Origin of the sequence: Streptomyces rishiriensis (assembly GCF_030815485.1) — a bacterium.
In the GTDB taxonomy this organism is placed as follows: domain Bacteria; phylum Actinomycetota; class Actinomycetes; order Streptomycetales; family Streptomycetaceae; genus Streptomyces; species Streptomyces rishiriensis_A.
This window is the reverse complement of sequence record NZ_JAUSWV010000001.1, coordinates 70,091-95,606: the sequence shown is the minus strand read 5'-3', so window position 1 is coordinate 95,606 and position 25,516 is coordinate 70,091. Positions and strand designations below refer to the sequence as shown.

The 25,516-nt window shown below is 70.4% G+C and carries 22 protein-coding genes and 1 pseudogene; 10 read left to right on the top strand and 13 right to left on the bottom strand.

Going from position 1 to position 25,516, the window contains the following annotated elements:
- The first annotated feature begins 34 nt into the window (after positions 1–34).
- The 10 genes from QF030_RS00475 (at position 35) to QF030_RS00430 (ending at position 11,271) form a co-directional block, all read left to right on the top strand.
- Positions 35–1,249 carry an IS110 family transposase gene (locus QF030_RS00475; RefSeq protein WP_307160653.1) on the top strand — a complete coding sequence of 405 codons (1,215 nt, stop codon included), beginning with the start codon at positions 35–37 and terminating at the stop codon, positions 1,247–1,249.
- Between the two features lie 77 nt (positions 1,250–1,326).
- Positions 1,327–3,210 (top strand): DNA/RNA helicase domain-containing protein, encoded by a 1,884-nt coding sequence (locus QF030_RS00470; RefSeq protein WP_307160652.1) that lies wholly within the window; start codon positions 1,327–1,329, stop codon positions 3,208–3,210.
- 245 nt (positions 3,211–3,455) lie between these two features.
- Positions 3,456–3,665, top strand: a complete 210-nt coding sequence (locus QF030_RS00465) for a hypothetical protein (RefSeq protein ID WP_307160651.1) — start codon at positions 3,456–3,458, stop codon at positions 3,663–3,665.
- 15 nt (positions 3,666–3,680) lie between these two features.
- Positions 3,681–4,361 carry a DUF2399 domain-containing protein gene (locus QF030_RS00460; protein ID WP_307160936.1) on the top strand — a complete coding sequence of 227 codons (681 nt, stop codon included), beginning with the start codon at positions 3,681–3,683 and terminating at the stop codon, positions 4,359–4,361.
- A 195-nt stretch (positions 4,362–4,556) separates the two neighbouring features.
- Positions 4,557–4,808, top strand: coding sequence for a hypothetical protein (locus QF030_RS00455; RefSeq protein WP_307160650.1), 252 nt, complete (start codon positions 4,557–4,559; stop codon positions 4,806–4,808).
- A 176-nt stretch (positions 4,809–4,984) separates the two neighbouring features.
- Positions 4,985–5,665: a hypothetical protein gene (locus QF030_RS00450; RefSeq protein ID WP_307160649.1), complete on the top strand. Its 681-nt coding sequence runs from the start codon at positions 4,985–4,987 to the stop codon at positions 5,663–5,665.
- Positions 5,666–5,839: 174 nt separating this feature from the next.
- Positions 5,840–6,580, top strand: a complete 741-nt coding sequence (locus QF030_RS00445; protein ID WP_307160935.1) for a VWA domain-containing protein — start codon at positions 5,840–5,842, stop codon at positions 6,578–6,580.
- 246 nt (positions 6,581–6,826) lie between these two features.
- On the top strand, positions 6,827–8,620 hold the full coding sequence (locus QF030_RS00440; RefSeq protein ID WP_307160648.1) for a DEDDh family exonuclease: 1,794 nt from the start codon (positions 6,827–6,829) through the stop codon (positions 8,618–8,620).
- A 659-nt stretch (positions 8,621–9,279) separates the two neighbouring features.
- Positions 9,280–10,272 (top strand): hypothetical protein, encoded by a 993-nt coding sequence (locus tag QF030_RS00435; protein ID WP_307160647.1) that lies wholly within the window; start codon positions 9,280–9,282, stop codon positions 10,270–10,272.
- Positions 10,273–11,046: 774 nt separating this feature from the next.
- Positions 11,047–11,271, top strand: coding sequence for a hypothetical protein (locus QF030_RS00430; protein WP_307160646.1), 225 nt, complete (start codon positions 11,047–11,049; stop codon positions 11,269–11,271).
- Positions 11,272–11,437: 166 nt separating this feature from the next.
- Here QF030_RS00430 and QF030_RS00425 read toward each other — a convergent pair whose 3' ends face one another.
- From QF030_RS00425 to QF030_RS00365, 13 genes and pseudogenes are all read right to left on the bottom strand, one after another.
- Entirely contained in the window at positions 11,438–12,211 is a 774-nt protein-coding gene (locus QF030_RS00425) for a hypothetical protein (protein WP_307160645.1), read from the bottom strand.
- A 65-nt stretch (positions 12,212–12,276) separates the two neighbouring features.
- Positions 12,277–12,750, bottom strand: a complete 474-nt coding sequence (locus tag QF030_RS00420; protein ID WP_373428704.1) for a hypothetical protein — start codon at positions 12,748–12,750, stop codon at positions 12,277–12,279.
- Positions 12,751–12,859: 109 nt separating this feature from the next.
- Positions 12,860–14,959, bottom strand: coding sequence for a chromosome segregation protein ParM (locus QF030_RS00415; protein ID WP_307160643.1), 2,100 nt, complete (start codon positions 14,957–14,959; stop codon positions 12,860–12,862).
- A gap of 87 nt (positions 14,960–15,046) precedes the next feature.
- Positions 15,047–15,904, bottom strand: coding sequence for a hypothetical protein (locus tag QF030_RS00410; RefSeq protein WP_307160642.1), 858 nt, complete (start codon positions 15,902–15,904; stop codon positions 15,047–15,049).
- A gap of 133 nt (positions 15,905–16,037) precedes the next feature.
- Positions 16,038–16,912 (bottom strand): IS5 family transposase gene (locus QF030_RS00405; RefSeq protein ID WP_373428703.1). Its coding sequence is split into 2 segments (ribosomal slippage): positions 16,038–16,519 and positions 16,519–16,912, totalling 876 coding nucleotides; the frame shifts between segments, so codons are not numbered across the junction.
- Positions 16,913–16,956: 44 nt separating this feature from the next.
- A complete protein-coding gene (locus tag QF030_RS00400) occupies positions 16,957–19,221 on the bottom strand; it encodes an ATP/GTP-binding protein (protein WP_307160640.1) in 2,265 nt (754 codons plus the stop codon).
- Between the two features lie 156 nt (positions 19,222–19,377).
- Positions 19,378–19,608, bottom strand: coding sequence for a carbohydrate ABC transporter (locus QF030_RS00395; protein ID WP_307160639.1), 231 nt, complete (start codon positions 19,606–19,608; stop codon positions 19,378–19,380).
- Positions 19,605–20,084, bottom strand: a complete 480-nt coding sequence (locus tag QF030_RS00390) for a hypothetical protein (protein WP_307160638.1) — start codon at positions 20,082–20,084, stop codon at positions 19,605–19,607. Before QF030_RS00390 ends, QF030_RS00395 begins: the two co-directional genes overlap by 4 nt.
- Positions 20,085–20,198: 114 nt before the next feature.
- Positions 20,199–21,959: a DUF2637 domain-containing protein gene (locus QF030_RS00385; protein ID WP_307160637.1), complete on the bottom strand. Its 1,761-nt coding sequence runs from the start codon at positions 21,957–21,959 to the stop codon at positions 20,199–20,201.
- 847 nt (positions 21,960–22,806) lie between these two features.
- A pseudogene (locus QF030_RS00380) lies at positions 22,807–22,986 on the bottom strand (DUF5999 family protein); the annotation flags it as partial.
- A gap of 723 nt (positions 22,987–23,709) precedes the next feature.
- Positions 23,710–23,970 carry a hypothetical protein gene (locus tag QF030_RS00375; RefSeq protein WP_307160636.1) on the bottom strand — a complete coding sequence of 87 codons (261 nt, stop codon included), beginning with the start codon at positions 23,968–23,970 and terminating at the stop codon, positions 23,710–23,712.
- A 174-nt stretch (positions 23,971–24,144) separates the two neighbouring features.
- The gene (locus tag QF030_RS00370; RefSeq protein ID WP_307160635.1) at positions 24,145–24,444 is read right to left on the bottom strand and encodes a hypothetical protein; all 300 of its coding nucleotides are present in this window, start codon (positions 24,442–24,444) and stop codon (positions 24,145–24,147) included.
- A gap of 441 nt (positions 24,445–24,885) precedes the next feature.
- Positions 24,886–25,461: a hypothetical protein gene (locus QF030_RS00365; protein ID WP_307160634.1), complete on the bottom strand. Its 576-nt coding sequence runs from the start codon at positions 25,459–25,461 to the stop codon at positions 24,886–24,888.
- Between the last annotated feature and the right edge of the window lie 55 nt (positions 25,462–25,516).

Sequence of the window (25,516 nt, the reverse complement as noted above, 5' to 3'; positions counted from 1 at the left end):
GGCGCCTACCTTCGGCTGGGAAGGCTGTATCAGCATGACATCAGAGGGTGCGGCGGACATCGTGGACCAGGATGTGTTCGGCGGGGTCGACTCCCACACCGACACCGTCCACGTCGCTGTCATCAGCGACAACGGAGGCCATCTCGCCGACGCGGAGTTCGCCACCACCACCGCCGGATACGCGGCGGCCCTGGCCTTCCTGACCGCCCACGGGCGGGTGATCGCGGTCGGGGTGGAAGGCACCTCGTCCTACGGGGCCGGCTTCACCCGGACTGCCCGCTCTCACGGACACCAGGTCATCGAGGTCAACCGCCCCGACAAGGCCGAACGTCGCCGCACCGGCAAGTCCGACCCCATCGACGCCTACGCCGCCGCACGCGCCGCCCTGTCCGGACGCGCCACCAGTTCCCCCAAGGACGACACGGTCGGTGGGATACGCGCCTTGCACAACACCGCCCGCTCGGCCGTCAAGGCCCGCACCGCCGCGCTCAACCAGATCGGCCAGGTCCTCGTCACCGCTCCGGAGGCGATCCGCTCGAAGTACGGGCAGCTCAAGGGCACCGACCGCACCGAGGCCCTGGCTCGGCTGCGACCGGCCGGCGACGCCCTGCACACCGCTGTCCTGACCGCGCTGAAAAGCCTCGCCCGCCGCGTCAAGGAACTCACTGCCGAGCACGAGACGCTGACGCGGGCCCTGGATGCCGAAGTCACCACACACAACCCCGGCCTGCGGGCGACCTACGGTGTCGGCCCCGACACCGCCGCGCAGCTGCTGATCACCGCGGGCGGCAATCCCGAACGGATGCGAACCGAGGCGTCCTTCGCGGCTCTGTGCGGAGCCGCCCCGGTCCCCGCATCCAGCGGCCGAACCAACCGCCACCGCCTCTCCAGGGGCGGGGACCGGACCGCCAACTCCGCGCTCTACCGCATCGCCCTGGTCCGTATGTCCGGCGACGTCCGAACTCGCGCCTACGTCACACGGCAAGTCGCCGCCGGACGGACGAAGAAAGAGATTATCCGGATGTTGAAGCGGGCCATCGCCCGGGAGATGTTCCGCTGTCTCACCACCACGCTCAACATTCCAGGCATAGCCGACCTACGGCCTCTGCGGCAGGCCAAGAACATCACCCTCACCACCGTCGCCCAGCACTTCGGCGTCTGGCCCACCACCATCTCCAGACTCGAAAGGGGACTCAGCAGGGACGACGACCTCGCTCACGCCTACCGCGACTGGCTCCGAGCCGCTTGACAGCAATAGGAGCATCATCGCCCGGCCTGGGCAATGCCGCCGTGCTGCCTGCCAGTTGGGGTTGATATAGATCGCGTATGCATCTCTACGGTGGCACGGTGGCCCAGGCGGCCCGCAGTGTGGGCGATGAGGCGTTCATCAACGCGGCCGAACGGCGCTTCACGAAGGTGTTCGGGCTGGCACCCAGCACGCAGGAGGTGCACAGTTGGCGTCGCAGCTGGCCGGCCCTCACCTCGATCCTTCACATCGCCGGGCTGGACGACCTGCACCTACTGCTGGAGTACTCGCTGCCCGCCACGGGAGAGCGCATCGACGCCCTTGTCCTTGGCAGGGACGCCGACGGGTGTCTGTGTGCCGTTGCGATCGAGCTGAAGCAGTGGACGCGCGCCCAACTCAGCACCGCCCGGCCCGGAATGGTCCGCGTGAGAGAACGCGTCGTACAGCACCCGGCCCGTCAGGTCGGCGGCTACGTGCACTACCTGCAGCAGTGGGTGAGCCGCGCCGACTTCCCGTTGACCGCCCGCGGCACCGTAGTACTCCACGACGCCCCCGCCGACCTGGTCGCCGCCCTTCGTGCACCAGCCGCTCGCGGCCCGGCGGCCGCGTACCCCGTACTGGGGCGCGACGATCTCACTGCGCAACCATCCCCGCAAGCCCTGGCCCAGCGACTAGGCTGCGCCGAGCTGAGCCCCACCGGCCGCGACGACATCGAGCGCTTCCTCCACGTCGAACACCGCCCCTCGGCGGCGCTCTTGGAGCGGGCAGGTGAAGTCATCGAGGGCCGCGACGCCTTTACCCTCATCGGCGACCAGGACCTGGCCCGCCAAGAGGTCCTGCACGCGGTGGATGCGGCACGCGAGCGGGGAACGAAGAACATCGTCGTCGTGACCGGGGGACCGGGCACCGGCAAGACCGTCATCGCCTGCCGGCTGCTGGGCGACCTGTGCAGACAGCCCAACGGCAATCCACGACTGCTGTCCCCGTCCGGGACCCTCACCCGACAACTACGCAGGACCGTCGGCGAAGACTTCCGAGGCCTTATCGCCACCTTCCTCGACAAGATCCCGGCCCACATCACCGACGACAGTGTGATCCTCCTGGACGAGGCCCACCGCGCCCGCACCTACCCCGATCACCAGCAAGGCGCATTCCCGGTGATCCTCGGCAAGCTGCTCGACCGGGCCGCCGTGACGGTGCTGTTCCTCGACGAGCGACAGATCGTACGGCCGACAGAAGGCCTCACACTCGACCAGCTCCGACAGCACGCACAGCGCAGCGGATACTCCTTCGCCCACATCGACCTGGTCAGCCAGTTTCGCTGCAACGGCTCACGCGCCTACCAACAGTGGGTCGATCACCTCTTCCGGCCCCAGGGCACCGCCCCAGTTTGGGAGGGCACCGACTACGACCTGGCAGTCGCACCCAACCCCGAACGGCTCGAGCACTGGATCGCCGAACATATCCACGCCGGCCGGACCGCACGGATGACCGCCGGCTACTGCTGGCCATGGGACTCCCCAACGACCCCACCACTGCTGCCGGAAGTAGAAATCCCCTGGGACGGGCCAAACGGGCCACAAACCTGGGCACGCCCATGGAACTCCCGCGCCGACGATCCCGTAATCGACCACCCCGACATACCAGCCCGCCCCTTCTGGGCCACCGACACCGGCGGCCACGACCAGATCGGCTGCATCTACACCGCCCAAGGAATGGAATACGCCTACAACGCCGTCATCATGGGCGGAGACCTCGTCCGGGTGGGCGATCAGTGGGTCGCCCACCCCGAGGAAAGCCGCGACTCCCAGCTGCGCGACCTCCCGCCCCACCGCTACCTGCAGTACGCACTGAACACCTACCGCGTACTCGCCACCAGAGGCACCCGAGGGACGCGCTTCTACTCGACGGACGACAGGACACAGGACTTTCTTCATACGCTGACCGCCCCGCACAACGGGTAGAGGCCTCGCGTGGCCGCCGGCCCAGCTGCGCTTCGTCCCGGACAACGCCACACGCAGTGGCTGGAAGACAACGCTCTCCTTTCGCCTCGGCGGGGCTGTGCCGTCGGTGGAGTAGACGCAACGACGCTTTGCGGTGACCAATCGGACTGCAGCGCCTAGACGTTGAGGGTCTGGCGGCAGCTTGAACATCCGCCGCTGATCACGTATGAAGCGGCCTGCAGAGAATGCGTGTAGGACGGATGCGGGTGGTGGATGCGCGGTCCTCGCGCGGCCAGGAGGCCGGCCTCGTCGCTCACGGTGCGCCGACGCGGGGCGCTGAAGCCACGCGGACGGCCGCGTACGTCGATGCGCCCTGGCGCTGCGACATCGTCGGCTGCAAGGCGATGCCGGTGCTGGCACCGGCCGCGCGTACAGGGCTGCCCGGCCACGGCCGCGCGGTGGAGCCGCAGCGGTGAACCGGTGTCCGGAGCCTGACCCTCCTCGACCTCACCCTCTCGCCACCGCGCCTGGCACCCACACCCCTCACGGTGGTGGAAAATCCCTCGATCCTGGAAGAAGCCCTCGCCCGGGCCAGCACCCTGCCCCTGGCCTGCACCAGCGGCCAGTTGCGCGCCGTCGACCACGCCCTCTTCCAACTCGCCGTGGACCAAGGGGTCCCCCTGCACTATGCCGGCGACCTCGACAACGCAGGCCTGCAGATCGCCGCCACAGTGCACCAGCTCTACGGCGCCGAACTGGTGGCCATGGGCGCCACCATCGTCCACACAACGCGAAGCACACCTTCAGCCATCCCCATCGGCGCACTGCCACCCGCCCACAGCAGCACAGAGCTGGGCCATGCACACAGGCGGCCGCATCGTCATACCAGGAACACGACGCAGTCCTCGACCGCCTCCTCGCCACGCAGGACGCGAACGTTACGACTTCGAAGGCACATGCTCCGGCGCACGACGCGGACCGTCTATCGGGGGGCGAGGATGGCACAGCTCGCCCCGGCGAATCGATCTCCACGTGAAAGGACACGATTGACCCTCATCTACGCCTTCCGGGACGAAGACGACTCCTGGCATGGCGACCCGGACGCCGTCGTCCTCGAGCCCTTACCCGGTGCGGGCACCCTGACCATCCCGCTTCGGAACACAGGAACATAGCGGTCTGTTCACCGGCCAGGGGCTGCACGTCCTCTACGCAGCCTGCGACAGGAAGGCCAGCCAGACCTCCCACCGACTCGACAACGGGGAAAGCGTGCCGACGTCCTGGCGCGCACATGAGTTGCTCGCCCCTGCATACCGGGTTCCCCCTGCCCCGATCAGTTTCCCGACACCCAGCCGCACCCCCGTCCCGCTATGCCCAAGGTGAAGCTGGAATTCGGCGACCCGCACCGCCGCTACTGCCTGACCGCGCAACCGGCACACGACGGCAGGATGGAACTGACCGTCCTCGTCTACTCGTCCGACGGCATCATCCACGGCGAACTCACGGGCGAACTGGGCCCCGCGACCTCAGCGACATCGGCCGCCTCATCACCGCAGCAAGAGCCTGCCCCACCCCCGAACCGCCCCGCCCCCGGCCATCGGCCACCACTGCGGCCAGCGTGAAGAGACGAGCCGCCCACCCGGGGGCCGCGTGGACGGCCGAGGCCGAGCAGCATCTGCGGGACGCCCACCGCGCAGGCAGCAGTCTCCAGCAATTGGCCTCTAACCTCGGACGAAGCGCGAACTCCATCCGCTGGAAGCTCCAAGGACTTAAACTCACCCCCTACCCTGCCGACCTCGTGCCCATCCAACCCACCGAGACAGCACCAAAGCTGCCCAAAGCCTCCACCGTGGAGGAGAAACGCAAGGCCCATCCCAATGCGTACACGCCCTGGACCGACCAGGACGAAAAGGACCTTGCCGCTCGCTGCGGCTTCATCGATGCGACGATAGGGGATCGGTACGTGAAGCATGTCGCCGAGGAACACCAGTTGGCGCAGGTCTACCTTCAGGCAGCCGTGGCTCAGGCCGCGCTGGGAGAGGTCGACGAAGCCGAACATCGTCTGGGCGCGATACTGGCACTGCCACTTGAGGACCTGCTGGCCATGGCTCGTACGGTCGCCGCCTACGTGGACTCGGTGACCATGGTCACCGGCAGTGAGTTCGCCACCGGAAGGCCTGCGGAGAGCGGCGAGACGGAAAGCCTGGACGAAAGGGTGCCGCCCGATCGCGCCCTCACCCTGCGCCTCATGTCGGCCTGGTCGTCCAACGATGTGACCTCCTTCGACGCACTGTTCACCGCAGCGGCCAGCGACAGCATCGGGGCCCTGCACGCGCGGGACCTGTTCGTTTTCGCACTGGAGGTCACGGAGTACAGAGCAGTTCCGGCAGCGAACCCGCAAGCGATGGTCAAAGCGCTGTGCAAGGCTATGACGAAGCACGGCCCATCCCACTTCTCGTGGGATCTTCCGCAGCGTTGACACGCAAGACCGAACGCATAGGGCCGCGGACGCGCCAGCCCCGCTTTCCCATGATCCGGTTGCCTGCAAGTTAAAGCGCACACAGCACAGCAATCAGACCCGGTGGAGAACTCTCCTTCGTGGGTCACCTCGACCGAGAAGATGAGGGTGTTGCGCGACACAGGAGTGGTGACCATGGGCAGGGTTCAGAACGAGGCCCCGGCAATCAATCTGTCCAAGATGCAGGCGCAGGCCCCGGATCTGGTGAGCCTGTACAAGGCGGCCGGGTCCAGCGTGCGCGCGCACGGTCTCGAGGGGGTGCGTGCTGCTGTGTATCTCGTGTTGGACCGTTCAGGCTCGATGCGGCCCTACTACAAAGACGGCACCATGCAGCATCTCGGTGAACAGGTCCTCTCCCTGTCCGCGCACCTCGATGACGACGGCACGGTACCGGTGGTGTTCTTCTCCACCGACGTCGACGGATCCACCGACCTCAGGCTCGGAGGGCATCGTGGCCGCATCAGCAAACTGCACGAGAACCTTGGCCACATGGGGCGGACGAACTACCACTGGGCCATGGACGAGGTCATCGACCACTACCTGGCTTCCGGCAGCGACGACCCGGCCCTGGTGTTCTTCCAGACCGACGGCGGGCCCACCAGCAAGTCCGCCGCCGAACGCTACCTGTGCAAAGCCGCCCGCCTGCCGCTGTTCTGGCAGTTCATCGGCTTCGGCGACCCCGACGACAACGAGTTCGCCTTTCTCCGCCGTCTCGACGACCTGGCCGTACCCAGACATCGCATCGTCGACAACGCAGGCTTCTTCCACGCCGGCCGTGATCCGCGCACCGTACGCGACGACCTCCTCTACGACCGGCTTCTGCAGGAGTTCCCCATCTGGCTCTCGTCGGCTCGCACCGCTCAGGTCCTGCAGTGAGCGCCTGAACCGCATCGAACCGGAGAACCGGACTCGCCCGACGTGGCGCGTGGACAGTCGAAGGCCCTCTCAATGCGCCCCTCGGGCCCAGCCCGGATCGAACCACGCGGCCGCGGTGCTCCATGGCGTGCGCAGTGTTCCGAGGACGGGAAGATCCGGTGCGGAGACCGCTGGCCGAGCCCAGGCAGGTGAGGCCGTAGCCGCAGGATTTTGAGCAGCGGGGCGGGGCAGGGGATGCTGACCGGCATGAATGGGGTGCCGGTTGCCGCTGATGTGTTCAACGCCGTATCCGGAGCTACCGGGTGGGCGGTCGTGGACGTGGAGACATCGGGCCTGAGGCCGTACGAGCACCGGGTGCTCTCGGTGGCCGTGCTGACACTGGACACGGCCGGGGAGCTGGTGGAGGAGTTCTCCACACTGCTGGATCCGGGCTGTGACCCCGGGCCGGTGCACATCCATGGCCTCACGAGGGAGCGGCTGCGCGGCGCGCCGGTGTTCGAGGAGGTCGCCGAGCACATCGGGACACTGCTGGCCGGCCGGGTGATGGTGGCGCACAACGCCCAGTTCGACTACGAGTTCCTCGCGCGCGAGTTCGCCCGGGCCCGATCGTGGCTGCCGGTATCGCAACGGATGTGCACGCTCGCGCTAAACCGGCGGGTCGCGCCGCCCACCGACGACCTGAAGCTGGCCTCCCTGGCCGCCCACTACAAAGTGCCCCAGCAGCGGGCGCACGATGCCCTGGACGACGCTCGTGTACTCGCCGGGATCCTGCGCGGCTCGCTGGCCGCAGCGGGGGAGCTGGGCCTTTCCCTCCCGCTGGTGGCGTGCCCGCCCAAGCAAGGGTCGGGGTATCCGCCCAGGGTGCCGAAGACCCCCTGCGTGCACCGTAACCCCGGTCGGCTCGTTCCCGGCGCACCGTTGGTGCAGGGCATGAAGGTCGCCTTCACCGGTGACACGCGCACCGCCCGGGAGGAACTCGTCGCGCGCTCCGTCGAGGCAGGGTTGAACGTGGTGGGCTCGGTCAGCCGTCACACCAGCGTGCTGGTCACCGACGAGACCGACTCCGACAGCGCCAAGTTCCGTGCCGCACGAAGTGCGGGCGTGCCGGTGATTACGGAGGATGCCTTTCTCGGCCTGCTCGCCGGCGTGCAGGCCGGTACCGCTCACGCGAACCCGGTGCCGCCGGCACCGTCCATACCCGTCCAGCGGCGCACCGACCGCCCAGCCACTGCCGCACCGCTGTCCGGGCGCCGGATCCTGGTGCTGGGCGGTCCCCACGACCACGCTTCGGCGCTGCGCACCCGCATCGCGGAGCTGGGCGGAGCCGCCGCCGTCAATCTCTCCGCCGGCGTCACGGATGTGATCCTCTTGGCCGACGGGGCCGGGGACCGCCGCATGCCCCACATCACGGCACGCGACCTGCCGGTCCACGACGCCGACTGGCTCACCACGCTCACGTCGCCATCGGGCAACGCCCGAGACGTGGAGACGACCGACCCGGTCGATGTCCAGATCCTTCCCCGCGGTGGCGTTATCGACCTGCCGGCCGCACACGACGGCGCCGGAACGTGGACGGTCACTGCAAGCTGGGGCCATCAGATCAGCTGCGAGATCGACGTGGTCGCGTTCGTTCTCGACGAGGACGAACAGGTCTCCTGCGACGAGGACTTCATCTTCTACAGCGCGCCCGAACGACCCGACGCGACCGTGCGCCTGACCACCGACGGTCCCAGTGAACAAGCCATCACAGCGGACCTGACCTCTCTTCACGACGCCGTCCGTAAAATCGTCATCGCCGCTGCCATCGACGGACCCGCGACATTCGCCCAGGCCGGAGCCATCGAGATCACCGTCGCCCAGGGAACCGGCACGCGAGCCGTGGCAACGGCCACCCTGGACGCCGCGACCACCGAACGAACGCTGCTGCTCGCCGAGGTCTACCGGCGTGGTCCGGGATGGCGTGTACGAGCGGTCGGCCAGGGATATGACCACCAACTGACCGCCTTGGCCCGCGGCTTCGGCGTCGACATCGTCGGCTGACCTCTCACCCACCCTCCGCCGCCAGCGCCCTGCACGACACCGGGCCCCACCGTGCCGAGATCCTGCGGGATGACGGGGCCTGCGGCATCGCCCCCACCCCGTCGTCCGGGCCCTCTGCCCGCCACCGCGCCGCCGCTCACCGCATGCTTCCCGTCAACTCGGAGGTGGTCCAGGCCGTCGCGGTCCTTGCCCGTGCTGAGCTGCCCGGGCTATGGGGTGACATGCCCTCGCGGCTGTGCCCGACGGCGGCCAGGTTTGAAAGCGGCAGAGATTCAGAAGGGCCGTAGCGCCGATCACTCCGGCCCTGTGCATTGGTGTTGGCGGCCGCCACTGGCGCGAGGGCTGCCGCGACGTCCGGTTCGAGCGCGGACAGCGCCCCGGCGAGGGTGTCGATCGCACCCAGAGCATAGTCCGCGGCCGTCGGGGCTCTAACTCTCAGGCCGCAGGGAGTGGGCGAGGTGGCAGGCGCTTTCGACGGCTGTCTCGGCATACCCTCTGCTTAACCGGAATCAGAGACCGACCTGGACACGACAAGCAGCGTCCGCAGGTCTCCGGCTCACGCGAGGACTTGGCCAGGACGGCCCGAGAGCAGCGGGGGAGAAGATGACGGGGAAGACCCCGCCGAGCACGGGGCGCACGGCCTGGCCGAAGGACGAAGCGTGAGCGCTGCGCCGCAGCGACCCGAGCTCCGCTTCCCCCCGGTCGAGAACGGCCTGGACTACCTGGTCGACGTCACCAACCGGCTCGCGACGGCCCCGGGCGTGGACCCCACCCCGCGGGACCTGAAGTACGCGGTGCGCAGCCTTCAGGACGCCACCGAGACCCTACTCAAGGCCAGGCTCCAGCAGGAGCACTGGGCGCTGGTGGTCGCCAAGCCCGACGGCGCCACCCGTGCCGCCTTCGCCAGAGGCGACTTCCTCTCTTGCACCTTGGCCGAGGCCATGGGGCGCCTCCAAAAGATCGCCGAAGTGAAGCTGCCTCCCAAGGGCGTCGCCGCGGTCAAGAGGCTGGCCCGCGACCGCAACGCGCTGGCCCACTGGGGCCTGACCACGAACGCCGCCGCCATCGAGTCCCGCGCCGCCGCCGTGCTCGACTTCCTGCTGATCTTCCTCGACGCGGAGCTGCTGCCCGGTCTGGACGCGGCCGACACCGCTGCGGCGGAGACGACCATGAACGTGGTGCGGTCACAGCTGCGCGGGATCACCGCCTACGTGGACAAGCGCACCAAGGACATCCGCGCCGGCCTGGCCCCGCTCACGGCTGTCACCGTGGAATGCCCGGAGTGCGCGCAGCCCGCCCTCGTCGCAGGCGGGGGGCAACCGGCGTGCCGCTTCTGCCTGCTGGCCTGGCAGGACCCGGCCGGGGCGGCGCTCGACTACGCCTGGATCGTGCGCGGCCAGACACCCGACGACCGGGTCGAGGGACTGCGCCCGGTCCAGGTCTGCCCGACCTGTGACGAGGAGGCGCTGGTGCTGGAGGCAGCCACCGTCGAGGCGGTGCCGGACACCGTCCGGCTTTGCCTGGGATGCGGGACCGACCACACCGACACCGAGCTGCACGCCTGCGAGGGCAGTTGCGGCCTGCTCCTGCCTGCCGACTTCCCGGGCTCGCTGTGCGACAACTGCACGACAGCAGCATGGGAAAGGTTCTGACGTGGCCCAGACCGACCGACAGCCCACCGCCCACTGCCGGGAGCTCCAGCAGTCATGACGTCGACCGACCTCGTTCCCGCCGGGCCCGGCCACGGTCAGGCCGTCCGCCGCCGGCACCGAGCCGAGCCGGACATCGTCTCCGCCGCCGGCGAGCGGATCTCGGCCTCGGCCGCCCGCAAGCTCACCAACGCCGTGCCGCGCAGCCGAGGAGGAGCCCAACGCGGTGCTGTCCTACCTCTCCTACCTCTCCGACCTCGGCGACCACGGCCACCCGGCGGCCTCGGTCGAGGCGCACTTCAGCACCCTGCGCGCCATCGGGCCATCCAGGACACGCCTTTGTCGGACAAGGAGATCAAGGCCTGCCAGCTCGTCATCCGCCACCGTGCCGGTGAGGAGGCCCGACCGGTGAGGTGCAGCCCTTCCGGATGGTTCGCCCGGTGCGCGGCTACCTGCACGCTGGCGGCCCGGGCGGCCTGCCCGATCCTCATTCGGCCCCGCGAGGGAGCGGGGTCGGGCGAGGACCCACGGAGCGGCCGGAGATCAGTGCTGGCGCGGGCGGATGGTGCTGCTGGGCTGTCGCTCGCAGTAGGACGGCGCGGACGTGGGGCTGAACGGCCAGTGCAGAGTTCGGGGCAGATGCGAGGACGCCCTCCCCACCGTGTCGGCGGAGAGGGCTCGGGACAGGAAAGACAGGACGGCTGCTGTTCTGGCGGGAGGCTCTGCGGCACGAAGGATGTGCCCGGTGTATCGGTGGACGCCGGGTATCCGCACGGCATGAGTCTCTCGAAACCGTTGAAGGTTTTCTTACTCGGCATCGGCGTCTATGCGCTGCTTGTGCTGATGTTCCGGTACAGGCGTGACGGCATGTCATGGGACCACTCGTTCCTGGCCGCTCTGGTCGGAGCGCCGGTGGCGCTGTTGTGGGGATGGGTCCGGGACCACTGGAACGACCGGGCTCGAGAGGCCGGCGCGAGGTGGCGGCGCAAGCGGCAGAACTGACCCGCACGGAGCAGACCGGCCGCCAGGCAGCCGGCGGGGGCGGTGCGGGTAGCGGGGTGCGTGGGCGGGGCGCGGGGTGGTGCTGGCGGCCGGTCGGCCTGCCCGGTCCTCGCTCGGCCCCGCGAAGGAGCGGGATCGGGCGAGGACCAGACGGAGCGGCCGGAGATCAGTGCTGGCGTGGGCGGATGACGGTGCTGCTGGGGGTGTCGTCGGGGCTTTTGGTCGAGGGGATGGGGGCGGCGTGGACGTGGACGTTGGGGCTGAACTGCCAGCGCGGCGGGTGGTGGTGGATGACGGGGCGCAGGGTCAGGCCGTGCAGGGCGACGATGCTGGCCAGGGCCCACATGAGGGCGGCCAGGCCGGTCGCGGCGGCGCGGCCGCCGTCGGGGGAGGCGGACCAGACCATGACGACGCTGGCGGCGCCCCACAGCAGCCAGGTCAGGCGGGCGCCCGCGGAGCCGAAGAACCCGGCGACCAGAGCGATGAGGCCGGCTGTCTGCCAGGCGCGGTAGAGGGCGGCGGGGGTGACGGTGAGGTGGGCGGCCTGGTCGGTGAGGTAGGCGCGGACCGGGTGGTCGACGGTGCCCCACAGACCGCCGCCATCGACGCCGTCGATGTCGGTGACGTCCAAGTCCGGGGCGGCGGACAGTTTGCCCAGGACGGTGGTGACGATGTCGGCGGCCGTGCCCACGATCAGCACGACGATGCTGGCCCCGGCGATCAGGGCGAGGGTTTTGATCCAGACGGCGGCGTCGTCCCATCCGGTGCGCCAGAAGCGGCGCACCTCTGCCGCCCGCTGGTGGAGGAATCCGCTGTCCTTCCACGCGGTGCCCCAGGCGGTGCGCAGCCGCGCGAGGGGGCGGCGGTCGGGCCTGGCGGGCGGCGGGGTGTGGGTGCTGGTCGGTCGGTGCTGGCCGTTGAGGGGCTTGTCGGCGGGCATGTGGCGGGTGCTCCTTGGGATGGTGGTGACGTGCAGGGCAGAGGCGGCCAGGTGCGGCCGCGGGGTCAGCTGATGTCGTTGCGGGTGCGGGTGAACCAGCCCTGCTGGTGGCTGGTGTTGGTGATCTCGGTGTGGTGGGTGACCGGGCCCTCGTAGACGTGGGTGGTGACGGCGGCCCGGATCCTGCCGACGGCACCGGCGACGGCGGTGGTGACCATGGCGAGCCCGGCGAACGGGGCGGTGACCAGCAGGACGCTGGTGAGGGTGACGGAGGCCAGACCTTGGAGGACCAGCCAGGCTCCGCAGCCGATGCCGGTGACGCCGGCACCGACACCGATGGAGGCGACGGCGATTCCGGCCGCCCAGGCGGGCACGATGCGGTGGTCGGGCTGCGGGACGGGCGGGGTAGTGCCGTAGGCGGGTAGCGGGGTGGTGTCCCGGTAGGCCGTCGGGAAGTGCCGGACCGGCTGCTGGTCGGGCTGCTGTGCCCAGTCCGCGATGAGCCGGCGGGCCTCGGTCTCGGCTGCGGATTTGGGCATGCCGTGGGGGTGCAGGGCGTCCATGAAGGTCTCTCCGCTTCAGGGGGAAGGGGTGCGCCCTCCCGGCCGGGGCGGCGGGGAGGGCGCGGAGGGACGGTGCGGTGGGGCGTCAGGAGGTGAGGTGCTTGATCGTCTCCAGTGCCTGGCGGGCGGAGGTGACGGTGTCGCGGTGGGATGCGGGGCTGCGCTTGCGGCTCTTGCGGGGGCGCGGGATGTCCTCTCCGTCGCCGTCTTCGTCGGGTTCGGGTCCGAACTCGCCGGGCCGGGGGGCCGGTTCGGTCCAGTCGAACCACAGGCCGAGGGCGTCCAGTTCGCGGATCTCGTGGTCGGTGAGGCCGTGGACGGTGTCGGCGAACAGGTGGCTGATCCCGGCCCCGAAGTCCATGAACAGCGTCCTCAACACCTCGGGCTTCTTGCCTTCGATGATCCATCCGGCGCCGCCGGTGTTGGAGTCGGTCGGCGGCTCGGGCTGCCCCGCCATGATCCGCTCGATCCGTCCGGCCTCCGCCGGGGAGAACGAGCGCGGGAGTGGGTCGGGGGTGTCCTCGGGCGCGACCCCGAGCGTCTTGAACATCTCCAGGATCTTCTTCGGGGCGACCTTCAGCACGATCGGGATGCAGTTCTCGCGGAGGTTCTCGCACAGCAGCTGCGTGAACCCGTCCTGCACATAGACCGACTGTCCTGCGACGGTCTCGCCCACGCCGTACTTGCGGCCCTTGACCGAGATGATCTCCGCGTTGTTCATGATCTCCGCCCCGTACAGGTCGTGGCGGGCGGCGGACAGGAATTCGTCCATGTACGCGGCGAGCGGCCGGTAGGGGCAGCCGGGGGCGCCGGGTGCCCAGTCGTGCAGCTCGCCGTCGGCCCACCGCATCTGGCCGCGGATCTCCATCAGGGCGACCAGCGCACGCGTCATACGGACCATGAACAACGGGCCGATGCCGTAGCGGTCGGTGTGTTCCCCGAGGGCGGCGGTCTTCTCGTCAGGTGCCTCCGTAGCCAGCCACACCACTTTCCCGAACAGGGAGTCGGCGGCGATGTACAGGCCCATGAGCTGCGTTTTGCCGCCGCCGGAGGGGGCGGTGAGCAGGCCGTGGGCGGCGCCGCGGTCGGTGTAGACGCGCTGGCGGGCGGGCTGGCCGTTGGTGAGGTAGCCGCACACCCACCGGCCGTCCGTGTCCGGGGTGAGCAGTTCGCGGGTGGCGGGGTAGATCGCGGCGAGCGGGGAGGAGTCCCACACGGAGACCAGGATTTCCGGCCCGTCGAGGGTGAGGAAGACGCGGCCGTCGTCGTAAGCGGCGCCCACCGCGGTACACAGCGCGGGCAGGCTGACGCGGGGCTCGGTCTGCGGGTCGGCCATGCGGGCGATCCAGAACGTCACCTTGCGCGAGGCGTCGCGGGCCTTGTCGACGTAGACGGAGCCTGGGATGGCTCCGCGCTCGCCGCCGATGGTGTCTGCCCACAGCTCCGCGGCGGTGGGCGCGGTGCGCCGGCGTCGGTCGGCGTCGGGGGTGAGGTGGACCTCGAGCCAGCCCGGCCCGCCCTGGCGGCCCGGCTGCTGCTGGACGTCCGCGAAGCGCACCACGCTCACGTCGGTACCGAATGCGGCCGCGACGCCGGCTTCGGTGAGGCCGGTGATCGGCCGCCCGGTCTCTGCGGCACGCAGCAGCAGGGTCAGGTCGTGGGGCGTTCCCTCGTGCGGGACCGCTTTGACCACGATCGTGTTCGCGGGCTGTCCGGCCCGCTCCCACAGCCGGCGCACCTGCTGGGTGAAGATGTCGGCCCCGTCGTCGACGATGACCGGGGCCTCAGCCATAGGGAGGGCCGCGGCAACGGGTGCAGGGGCGGCGAGGGCGCGGCGGTGGCGGGAGCGGGCGAGCCGGGAGAAGGGCAACAGCGTCCATCCGGCGGCCGCCCACCCGGCGGCCAGCAGGGCATCCATTCCCCCAGGGCCATATCCGGTGGTGTGTTGGGCGGCGATGTCGATCGCGGCCGCGAGGGTCAGCGGAGTCCAGCGCAGAATGCGGCGGCCGGCGCCCTCGGTGCCGCTCTTCGCGGCGAGGTAGGTGCCGGCCACTCCGGCGGTCCCGGCGAGCAGGACCGACGTACTGACGGCGCCGTCGGGGGAGACGTTGGGGGCCACGGCCAGCGCGGGCGCGGCCAGGGTGTAAGCGAGGCGTTCCAGCACGACAGGGCGCGGCGCGGGCACCAGATACTCCTTCAAGGGAATAGGGGCGGGCGGCCCCGCAGGGTGCGGGACCGCCCGGAAACAGGGACAGAGGGTGTGGGGGAGGGGTCAGCGGGCGAAGAAGCCCGGCTTGGGGGTGCGTTCGCGGCGGGACGAGCGAATGTCGTCCAGGCCCTGGTAGAGGCTGGCGTGCAGGGTCTGCGCCTCGTGGGCCAGGCGGGAGACCTCACGCCCGGACTCCCCAAGCCTGCGGGCGGCGACCTGCGCGCCTCCCAGGGCGAGCGACACCGCGTTCTGCATTTCCACGAACGTCGGGTCGACGTCCGCGGCCGCGATGGCGCGGGCCGCCTCCTCGGAGCGCGTCGCGTTGGCCTTCATCCGCAGGTGCAGCTGCTCAAGTTCGAGCAGGGAGCTGTCGAGCGTGCGGGCCAGGGCGGTCAGCTTCTGCTGCACCGCCTTGTACCGGTTGTCGCCGTCCGTCGCGGCGACGGGTACTTCGCGCACCGGGGGGCCGATCAGATAGTTGTCGGGAACATCGAGGTCGCTCATCGATCCCTCCTCAGGGGTGGTTCCGGCGGGTGGCGGCCCGGCCCCGGGTGCGGCGTCCGTGTCGGGGCGCTGCGCCGGGTCCGGGTTCACCGGCGGGGGTGGGGATGTCGGGTCGGGGATGTGTTCGTGAGTCACCCCGCTGTGCTTGTCCAGGACGTCCTGCGGGGTCAGTGCGGACGGGGTGCGCGGGGTCCTGCGGACCTGCGCCCACCGGCCGGTGGGCGGAGCGAACTTGTGGCTGCCGATGCCCCTGGCGGTGTCTTTGAGGACCTCGCGCCGGTAGCTGTCGGGTTCGGTGCGGGCCTGCTCGTGCAGCCGGTCCGCCGCGGCCTGCTTGTCGCGGGCGGGGACGGCGGCGTACAGGTCCTTCTGCGCGGTGCGGACCGCTTTTTGGTGTGCGGACTCCAGCTGGCGCACCGTGTCGGTGCGTCGGTGCGTCGGTGCGTCGGTGCGTCGGTGCGCACGGTGTGCCGGGTGCCGAGGATGTAGATCGTTGTTTCGCGGTGCATGCCCCTCCGTGGGCTGCTAGGGCGTGTTGTGAAAGTGCTGGTCACAGCCACTCGTTGATGGCTGCGACCAGCACGGTTGCCTCGTAGCGGACGGCAAGTTTGTCGTACCGCGTGGCGACGGCCCGGTGGCGCTTGAGGCGATTGATCCCGCACTCGACCGCGTGCCGCTGCTTGTAGTCGTCCTTGTCGAACGTCGGCGGTCGCCCGCCACGCGATCCGCGCTTGAGCCGGTTGCGGACACGGTCTGCCGGGACTGGGATCGTGGCCTTGATCCCGCGTCTGCGCAGGTAAGAGCGGTTACTGCGAGAGTCGTACGCCTTGTCGGCGCGCACCCGTTCCGGGCGTCTGCGCGGCCTGCCAAGGCCCAACCTCGGCACCCGGATGGCTTCCAGGACCGCTTCGAACTGCGGGGAATCGCCCCGCTGCCCGGCCGTGATCACGACGGACAAGGGCTTCTGGCCTTGCTCGACCGCGAGGTGGATCTTGCTGGTCAGTCCGCCGCGGGAGCGTCCGAGGCCGTGGTCGGCCGGCTCGACGAAGACGCCGCCGGGCGGTTCCTTCTGCAGGTCCCCCTTTTCGCCGCTCCGGCGGCGTGCTGATGGGCCCGGCAGATGGTGGAGTCGACGTTGACGTCCCAGGTGATCAGGCCTTTGGCATCGGCCTCGGCCTGGAGTTGGGTGAGGATCCTCGCCCAGGTGCCGTCCCGCTGCCAGCGCCGGAACAGGTCGTAGACCCGGTCCCACGGCCCGTAACGTTCCGGCACGTCACGCCAGGGGGCACCTGTCCGGGTCCGCCACCGTATGCCGTCTACCAGCTGCCGCCGCGTCCACACCTGCGGACGGCCTGGCTTAATGCCCTGCGGCAGCAGCGGCTCAAGCCGGGCCCACTGGCCGTTCGTCAGATCCCCACGTCCCACGACAGCTGATCATCGACGAACAAGATCCACTTTCGCAACAGGCCCTAGTGGTGGGCGGCGGCGGATGTGTGGGTCAGGCCTGCGTCCTGCATGGCCTGCTGGTCCTGGCCGTAGATGAGGCCGACGGCACCGGCGACGGTCACGGCGGCTTCGCAGGCCATGCCGGACTCGGTGGCGCAGTGGGTGGCGTCCTTCTTCATCTGGTCGGCGGCGTCGGCGAGGTCGGCGATCAGGGCCGTCACGCGGGTGTCGATGGCGTGGCCGGCGGTGAGGTCGGCGGCCATGTCGCGCAGGGCGTCAGCGACCTTCTCCAGCCCGTTGGCCAGCTCGATGGCCTCTTCCTTGTCCGCCCCGGCCGCGACCGCCAAGTTCACGGCTTCGATCAGATACTGCTCAAAGGTGATGTCGGTCTGGTGCTGAGCGGGCAGCGGCCCGCTCGCGGAGGGTGTGCGGGGTGCGGGGGTGTGGGCCACGTGGTGTTCCTCCGTGGTTGGTGGGGTGCTGGCGGTGGCCGGGGACGGCACGGTGTCGTCCCCGGCGGCCGCGGCGGTTGACTCGGCCGGGCGGCTGGTGCCGGGCCGTTTGATCTCGGTTGTGCGGTAGGCGGGCCGCTGCCGGGGTGCGCGGGGCAGGCCGGGGCGGCGCGCGGCATACGAGCGGAACGGGTCGCCTTCGTCGTCGACGATCACCGCGTCCCAGATGTCCGTGCTGGACTCCGGCTCGGTGTCAGCAGGGCGGTTAGGGCGGCCGTCGGCCCACTCGGGGGTGGGCGGTGTGCGGTCCGGTCCGAACGGGCTGGCCGGGTCACCGTCCGGGGTGCTGTGTGAGGTGCGGCGGCGCCATCCGACGTCTGTCCATGTCCAGCCCCTGCCGTCGTCCTCCGGCTGGTCGAACTCCGGGCCGCCAGGCTGCTGCGGCTCGGACGCGCCGTCAGGCGGGACGTCACTGCGGCTGTTGTCGCCGGGCTCGGACTTCTTCTCTTCCGTCCTCGCGCCGCCGTCGCCGGTCTCCGGCTTCCCGTCCTTCTCCTCCTTCCTTTCCTTCCTCTCCTTCGCTTCGCCGCCAGAGGTCTCTGTCGACCCTGCGTCGGTGCCCGGGCGGCGCTTGTCCCAGCGGCGCTGGGCTTCCTCCGCCAAGGCCTCGCCGAAGCCGGTGCGTTCGGCTCGCTCACGGGCGGTCTGCTGCCGCTTCCTCTGCTGCTCCTTTCGCTCCGTCTTCTCCTGCCGTCGGCGGTTCTTGTCCGCGCGGCGCTCGGACCGGTCGCGGGCTGCCTGCCCAGCCTCGCGGTCCTGGTCACGGTCCCTGCTCCGGTCGGAGAGGCCGGCGGCCTGCCGTGCCGCGGCCCGTTGCTGCCGGGCGGACTGGCGGGCAGCTGCGCGCTCCTGGCGACCGCGGGCCCGTTCGGCCGCCGGCCTCGAGGCGGGGGTTTTGCCGCCGTCGCGCTGAGCACCCCGGTCCCTGCCGGTCCCGGAGCCGCCGGCACTGCCTCTGCCTGCGTTACCCCTGCCCGAGCCGAGACCACCAGCACCGCCCTGACGGCCCTTCGAGCCGCCGGACGACTCATGGCCCTTCGGCCCGCTAGCACGGCCACCACCGGAACGATCAGGGCCCTTCCCGGCGCTCTTGGGCGAGTTGCCGCCCCCGGGGCCGCGGCCTGAGGCGCCGCCGGATCCGCGTCCAGGGCTGCCGCCAGGGCCGGTGGTTCCGCCGCCGCGGCCCGAACCGCTGGAACGGCCGGCCCCGCCCCCGGAACCGGGGGACTTGCCCCGGCCCTTGTCCGAGCCGAACCCGGCAGCCGACGCGTCGGCTTTGCCGCGCGCTCCCGCCCGGTCGGCCCCGGCCTTCAGACGGGCCTGGCGCAGCTTGTTCTGCGCGTCCATCAGGCCGGTTTCCCGGGCTGTCTGCGATTCCAGCAGGGCGACTTTCCGCGCGATTTCTGCCTCACGGAACGGGGCGTCGCTCTCCAGGCGGGCGCGGCCCATCTCGATCCGGTATTCCAGCCAGTCACCCAGCCGGTCAGCGAGAGAGCGAGGCTGCACATATTCACCCTCGCCATCCTCACCTAATTCACCGGACGTATCGCTTTCCGGATCGGCGAACGGAATTCCTTCCGATCGCAGCGAATTGAGAGGGTCGGGGGCCGCCGGAGTGACCGGCAGTTCCATGGTCGTCTCTTCCGGGGATTCCGGCGGAATATCCGGTGCGGGGAAGAGTCGTCCGGGATCCGCCAGGTCCGGCGGCCGGTCCAGAACTCCCCCGGGAGGGGGGAAACTGATCAGCCGTCCCTCGGGTTCGGTGTCATCCGACACGGCCTCATCTCCTTATCGGTCGGGCTTGACAGCGGGTGACTGCCTCGCGTACGCGTGTGCGCGCCTGGGCGGGTGGGCGTGTGGGCGCCTGGGCGTTGGAGACGCCGAAGGGGGCCGCCGCAGACTTCGTGGTGGCCCCCTTCACGCGTGCGGCGGTTACTGGGTGTGCTTGAGGTAGACGGCGTTCAGGTCGTGGGCCAGCGCCCGCAGCCTCTGCACGTCGCCACCCTTGAGCGCCTTCTTCCCGAGGGTCTGCACCAGCATGACCAGGAAATAGAAAGCCCCGAGATCCTCGCCGTGTTTGGCGATGAAATCGGCCCGCTGCGCGATCAAATATTCGCGGGAGCGCTGCGCCTTCAGCTCGGATTTCAGAAGCGGCCGGGTCACGCGGACTCCCTGCCGCGCCCGAGGTCGTAAATGGACGCAGGACCGCTGTAACCCTGCTGCGGGGCCTGCCGTCCACCCTCGGGAGAATAATTCGGGGCGGCGGGAAGCTGCGCATTCTTCTTCCGCTGCTTTTCCAGCTCTTTTTGCTTGCGCTCCCTGGGCAAAGAATTCACCTTGTCGGCAAAGTCGTTGCGCTTGTAGGCCGCCTTTTCCAGCCCGTCGGTCAGGCCGTTCAGGTGCCGAAGCACGTCCCTGAGTGTCTTCTCGACCGGCTGGGCGCGCAGCCGGGCGTGATACCAGCGGTCACCCTCCACGTGGGTCGTGCGCAGGTGCACGCGGGTCTCGCGGGCCAAGACTTCCAGGTTGTCGCCGATCTCCAGCAGGACCCGCTGGATGTCGGCCAGGTACCGGGCGGTCGCCTCCGGAGACTGCGCGACGCCGCGCAGGGGGTGGTTCGTCGGGTCGTTGCTGTTCACGGCGGGGGTTCCTCCTGGTGTACTTGGGGATCTGTGACTGCTTCCGGCAGTCGCAGCGAGGGCCAGCCCACTTCGGATGGGCTGGCCCTCACTGATGGGTGCCGGATAGGTCGGTCAGCGCCGGTAGCCGGCCGCGAGCAGCGCGACGGCCTCCTGCCGGTACTTCGAGGCGGTGTCGGTGGACGACACGTCGAACTCGCGCTGGATGTCGGCGATCGAAATGACCCGGCACAGCTCGCGGTGGATTCCGTCGGGCTCGAGGCCCACGGTCACCGCGCCGGCCTCAAGCGCCATGCGTGCCACCTTGCGGACCGACCGCTCGCGCGGGGTGAGCTTCGCGGCGTCCTCGATTTCGACCGCGCGCCGCTCAACTTCGGCAGCGGCGAGCCTCGCTTCGGCAGCACGGATTTCGGCTTCGGCCTCACGCTCACGGGCAGCTTGCGTGTTGGCGCGAGCGGCCGCCGTACGCTCTTCTTCCTCCGCTGTCAGCCGGTCGGCTTCGGCAGCGCGGCACCGCGTTTCGGCAGCGACCCTCTCCCTTTCGGCAGCAGCCGCGTCAGCTTCGGCAGCGGCCGCGCGGGATTCGGCGATGGTCTGGGTCTCGATCGCCTGAGCCTCCGCTGCGGCTACCCGGTCGGCCTCCGCTGCTTCCCTCCGCTTCTCGGCTGCCTGGCGCTCCAAGTCGGCCGTGCGGACGTCGGCTGCGGCCTGCGCCTCGCGCTCCTGGGCTTCCAGCCGGGCCGCCTGCGCCTCACGGGCGCGGGCTTCGGCGACCAGCGCCGTCTCCAGCGCCTTCTCCTCCACCTCAGCGGCCCGCTCTGCGGCGCTGGCCTGCGCCTTGGCGTGGGCGCGGGCCTGTGCGGTCTGGCCGTCGACTTCGGCGCGTACGGTCTCGACCTTGCCATGTGCCCGCAGCCGTTCGGCTGTGGCGTCGGCGTCGGCAACCTCGCGGCGGGTTTCCGCGGCCCGGCGCCGACGCTCTGCCTCTTCCTCCCGCTCCAGCGCGGCCTGGTCCTGCTCGTCGGGCATGGCCAGGGCCTGCGCGACGGTATAGCCGTAGGGCGCCATCTTCATCGGCAGCAGTTCGTCCTCGCTGGCCTGGGAAATGTCGCCGTCGTGCTTGCGCTTGAGCCACTGCTCGTAGGCGATGAGCTGCTGGTCGCGGCAGATCATCTCCGGGTAAGAGGTGACGCCCCACAGCCGCATCCGGCGGAAGATCCTAGCCGTCGCGACGGGGGCGAGGACCCACCGCAGCCACGGGATCGAGTCGCGTTCGTCCTGGTCAGGCCGGACGATGCGGTCGATCGAGGTGCGTCCCAGCTCCACCACCATGATGAAGAGGACCGGCACGACGCCGTGGGCGCCGGCGGCGACGTAGTCGAGGAGCTGCCAGGCTCCCTCAGGGGCGCCGGACGCGGCATTGAGGACGACCGTCGCGGCCGTCAGCAGCCACACGGGGTAGCGAATCCAGCTGATGGGGCGCTTGAGCCAGGCCATCAGCAGGTTGACCGCGATCATCACCATGATGCCGACGTCGACGCCGACCGCGAACATCTGGCCCTTGCCCAGCGAGCCGAAGCGTAGCTCCTCGAACGCGAAGACCGCGACGTGCTCGAAGCTGAGGTACAGGCCGATGCCCGCAAGGGCGAGCGCGGCGATCACGATCGCTCCGGCCGCCCACTTCTGGCTTCCGGTCAGCTTCCCTGCAGAGGTCTCCGTCCGGGTTCCGCTTTCCGTCTCCGAAGCGAGGTCCGGCGCGTCCGAAACGGTGTCGAGCGTTTGCGAAACCGGCTGACGCGTTCCCGAAACGGCGGCCGGTGTAGCCGAGTCGGGGTCGGTCTCGGCTGCGGTTCGCGGCCAGTCGGTGATCGTCATGGGGGCCTCCGGAATGGGTCGTTCAGGGTGTGGGCGAAACGGTGGGGGCCGCTCCCGAAACGTGGGCGGCTGACCCCGAAACGGCGGTCGGTGCCCACGAAGCGGCCCCGGCGAGGGGCCCGGGCGGGTGTTCCTACGGCCGGCGCAGTGGTGTTCGGTGCGGGGCCGGGAGTGTGCTGTGCCGGCGCAGGCCCTCGGTGAGGGCGTCCAGCTCACGCAGCCGCGTGCGCTGCGTGGTGATCTGCTGGTGCAGGTGGTCGGTCAGCCGGTCGCCGTAGGTGGTGGGAGCGGAGCCGTCGTAGGAGCCGTGCCAGCCGATGCGCCAGTCGGAGGCGTCCAGGCCGATTTCCTGCGCGACCGTATGGAGGGGCAGGTCGTGTTCCTCGCCTGCCGTCCGGATCTGCTTGTGGGCGAGCCGGGCGAGACTGGCCGCGACGGCGTCGAACCGGTCGGCGGCGGCTTCAGCGGCGGCTTCAGCGTCGGCCAGTCGCAGTAGCTGCGCGTGCCAGTGGCTGTCGGTGGCCTCCCGGAACCCGTCGAAAGTGCGGGTCAGGGTGTCGCGTGCGGCGATCCAGGCCTGCCACAGCGCAGCGGCCTCGCGCAGCAGCGGGGCCGCCTGCTGGCGCAATCGGGCTTGGGACCAGGCGACCTGCGCGGCGTCGTACTCCGTTGACAGACGGCGGCGCTGCTCGCGGGTGAGGGCCGGGTCGCGCCAGGCCTCGAGGGGCAGATGCGGTTGGTCCTCCAGCCCGGTGAAGGGCCGGACCTGGACGGTGAGGGTGTCCCAGGGTCCGGGGTCGGAGCCCGCGACGTGCGGGTGCCGCCAGCGGATCCAGTAGTCGGCGGCGACGGCGGGGCGGTGCGGGTCGGCGGCCCGGCCGTCGGGGAGCAGTTCACCGGTGTCGTCGAAGACCAGGACGCCATTGCAGAGCAGGCTCCAGCCCTGCTCCGGGCGGGCGGCCACCACGCGGGCGCGTTCGGCGTCCGTGCTGGTGACGGTCGGACAGGCCGGGGTGTGCAGGCACAGGGAGCGCGGCTGGCAGCGAGGCAGGCCGGGGTCGTCCAGTGGGGTCAGTAACGGGAGCGTCCGCATGAGGTGATGCCTCCGGGATGAGGTGAGTCGTGAGATCGCGCGGCTGCGCGGCTCCCCTGGACGCCGCACAGCCCGGCCGCCGACGGGGGCGGGGGCGGGCTGTGCGGGTCAGGCAGCCGACAGAGGTGGCGGTATCGGGCTGGCGGAGCGTCAGCGCCGCTTGCGGCGCTGACGGTTGAGGTAGGCGTCCTGCAAGCGGGCGAAGGACTCGTACAGGCGCTGCCTGCCCCTGCGGGCAGCGGCTGGTGTCGGCGCAGGCAGTGCAGGTGGCGCGATGCTGACGGTGGACGGTGAAGGCGACCTGGTAGCGGTCGTAGAGGTCCTCAGGCACGCGGGGGTTCCTCAGGGTGGTGTCGGTGGCACGGGTGGAGGTCGGCCATCCGGCGCCCCGCCTCCCACGCCGTGATGGCCGCCGCGGCTGGAGCGGCGAGCAGGCGGCGGGCGAAGGGGTACCGGGTTCCGAGCCGGACGGCGGCCCGGGCGGCGCGGTGCTGAGCTGCTCGGGCCGCCTGTATGACGTGCGGCATCAGTGCCCGGCGGCCCGGCAGGCGTCGCACGTGCCGCCGTTCCAGTCGGCGAACCACGCGTGGCACCAGGAGCACTGGCCGCCCGCCGCGAGGACCAGGCGGCGGGCTACGACGGTCATGCGTGCCCGCATCACGCGCGCCCCGTCCCCTGGCAGTTGTCGCAGCGCACCCAGCCCTGCCGGGTGATTCCGCTGCTGCTGCTGTCGACGGTGCGGCCGCCGGCGCCCTGGCAGGTTCCGCAGGCCTGCTGGCCGCTCGCCTTGCTCTGTCGGAGCCGCATCTCCGCGGCGGTGCGCGGGGCGCGCCGGTCGGCGGGAATGGCTGCGTCCTGGCGGCGGACGACATTCAAAAGGTGCTGTCCGAGACGACGGTGGGCGCCCTGGTCTGCCACAGCCGGCCGGCTGCATGTCATGCTGTCGATCACAGGAACTAGACCTTCCTGTACTGGCGGCTCCGGAGCTCTACCTCCGGAGCCGCCGCCGTATGGCTGGCCTGACGGCCCGCCACGGCCCGGCTCCCACCCCCCAACGCTCTGGTCGGGTGGGAGCCGGGCCGTGGCGGATCGTCAAGCAGCCTGGGTGTAGGCGGGCCTGCCCTCGCGCAGCAGGTAGTCCGACGTCGTCCAGGTCGAGCCGATCGCGTACGGCTGACCGTCGGGGCGCAGGGTGTCGCGGACGATGACCGCCCATCGAGCGCTGTCACGGCGCAGCAGCTGCGCGGCCTCGCGCGGGTCGGTGATGAGCGCCAGGACCTCGAACCGGCCGTCGCTGTTCTGGTAGATCGCGCCCGGATGGCGGGGGCCGATCTCGTCGGCGGCGGTGGGCAGGGTGATGAGGGTGGGAAGCGGCGCTGTCATGCTGAGCATGTGGGTCGTCCTCTCGGAAGGTTGACCTGCGAAAGGACCCCGGGGCGGCTACCCCGGGGTCCATCGCGTGAGTGCGTCCTGCGCACTCCGCCGGCCACCGGACTCGCGCGAGGCGGGGCGGTCGACGGCGGGCAGCGCAGGCTGCATGTTCGATCAGAACGTGGTCGGCGACTGGTGCTCGGCGCCTGTGGTGACCTCATCCACGCTGACCGAGATCGACGCACGGCGGTGCGCGCCGGACGGGCAGTGCGCGTCATCTGCTGAGAACAGCGGATCGTCCTCGGCTGCCACTAGAAAGCGGGCGGCGGCCAGGGAGTCGGGGCGGTTCGTACCGGCAAGCTCATGCCTAGTGAGAGTCGGGCTGTCGGGCGAGCAGCCGCGGCCCCGGCCGGCCCGAGATGATCGGGTCGGCCGGGGCCGCGGTCGTTCGTGCGGAACGGGTCAGCGCGTCGGGCGCTGGGGGCGGAGCGTGGTGAGCGGGACGGCCGGGCCGTCCGTGGGGACGTCCCCGGCTGGCAGTTGGGCGCGCCGGGTGTCGGTGTCACGTACGGCCGGGGCGGTCGACGCCCACCGGAGCTCCCGCACGATCCACGGGGCTCGGCCGTCGTACTCGGGCACCCGGGTCGGCTTCGCCATGTGGGTGAGGGCCGGGGCCGGGGCGGGGAGCGGCTTGTGGTGCTGCCGGGCGGAGCGGCGGCCGGTCGCGGTGCTGTCCGCGGTGAGCATGGCCTCGCCCCACTGATCGACGCTGTGGTCCATGAGCACCAACTGGTTGCTGCCGGGGCAGCGCTCGTGGGTCTTTCCTTCGGGGACCTGGTCGCTGTGGCAGTGCTCGCGGATCTTGAGCTGTGTCTCGCCCATCAGGCGCCGCCAGGCGCGGCAGTCGGGGCAGACGATCGACCAGGTCTCGCCTTCGCGAACGTTGATGTCCTGAGGGGCGATCGTGCTGAGGAGTAAAGGTGGGCGGCGGTTGGTGCGCTTCGTACGGACGCGGCCGGGACGCTTACGGGCTGCCATCTCGCGGGCTCCTTTCAATAGGGGCGATCGAGTGCTGCTCTCTCTGCCGCGCCAG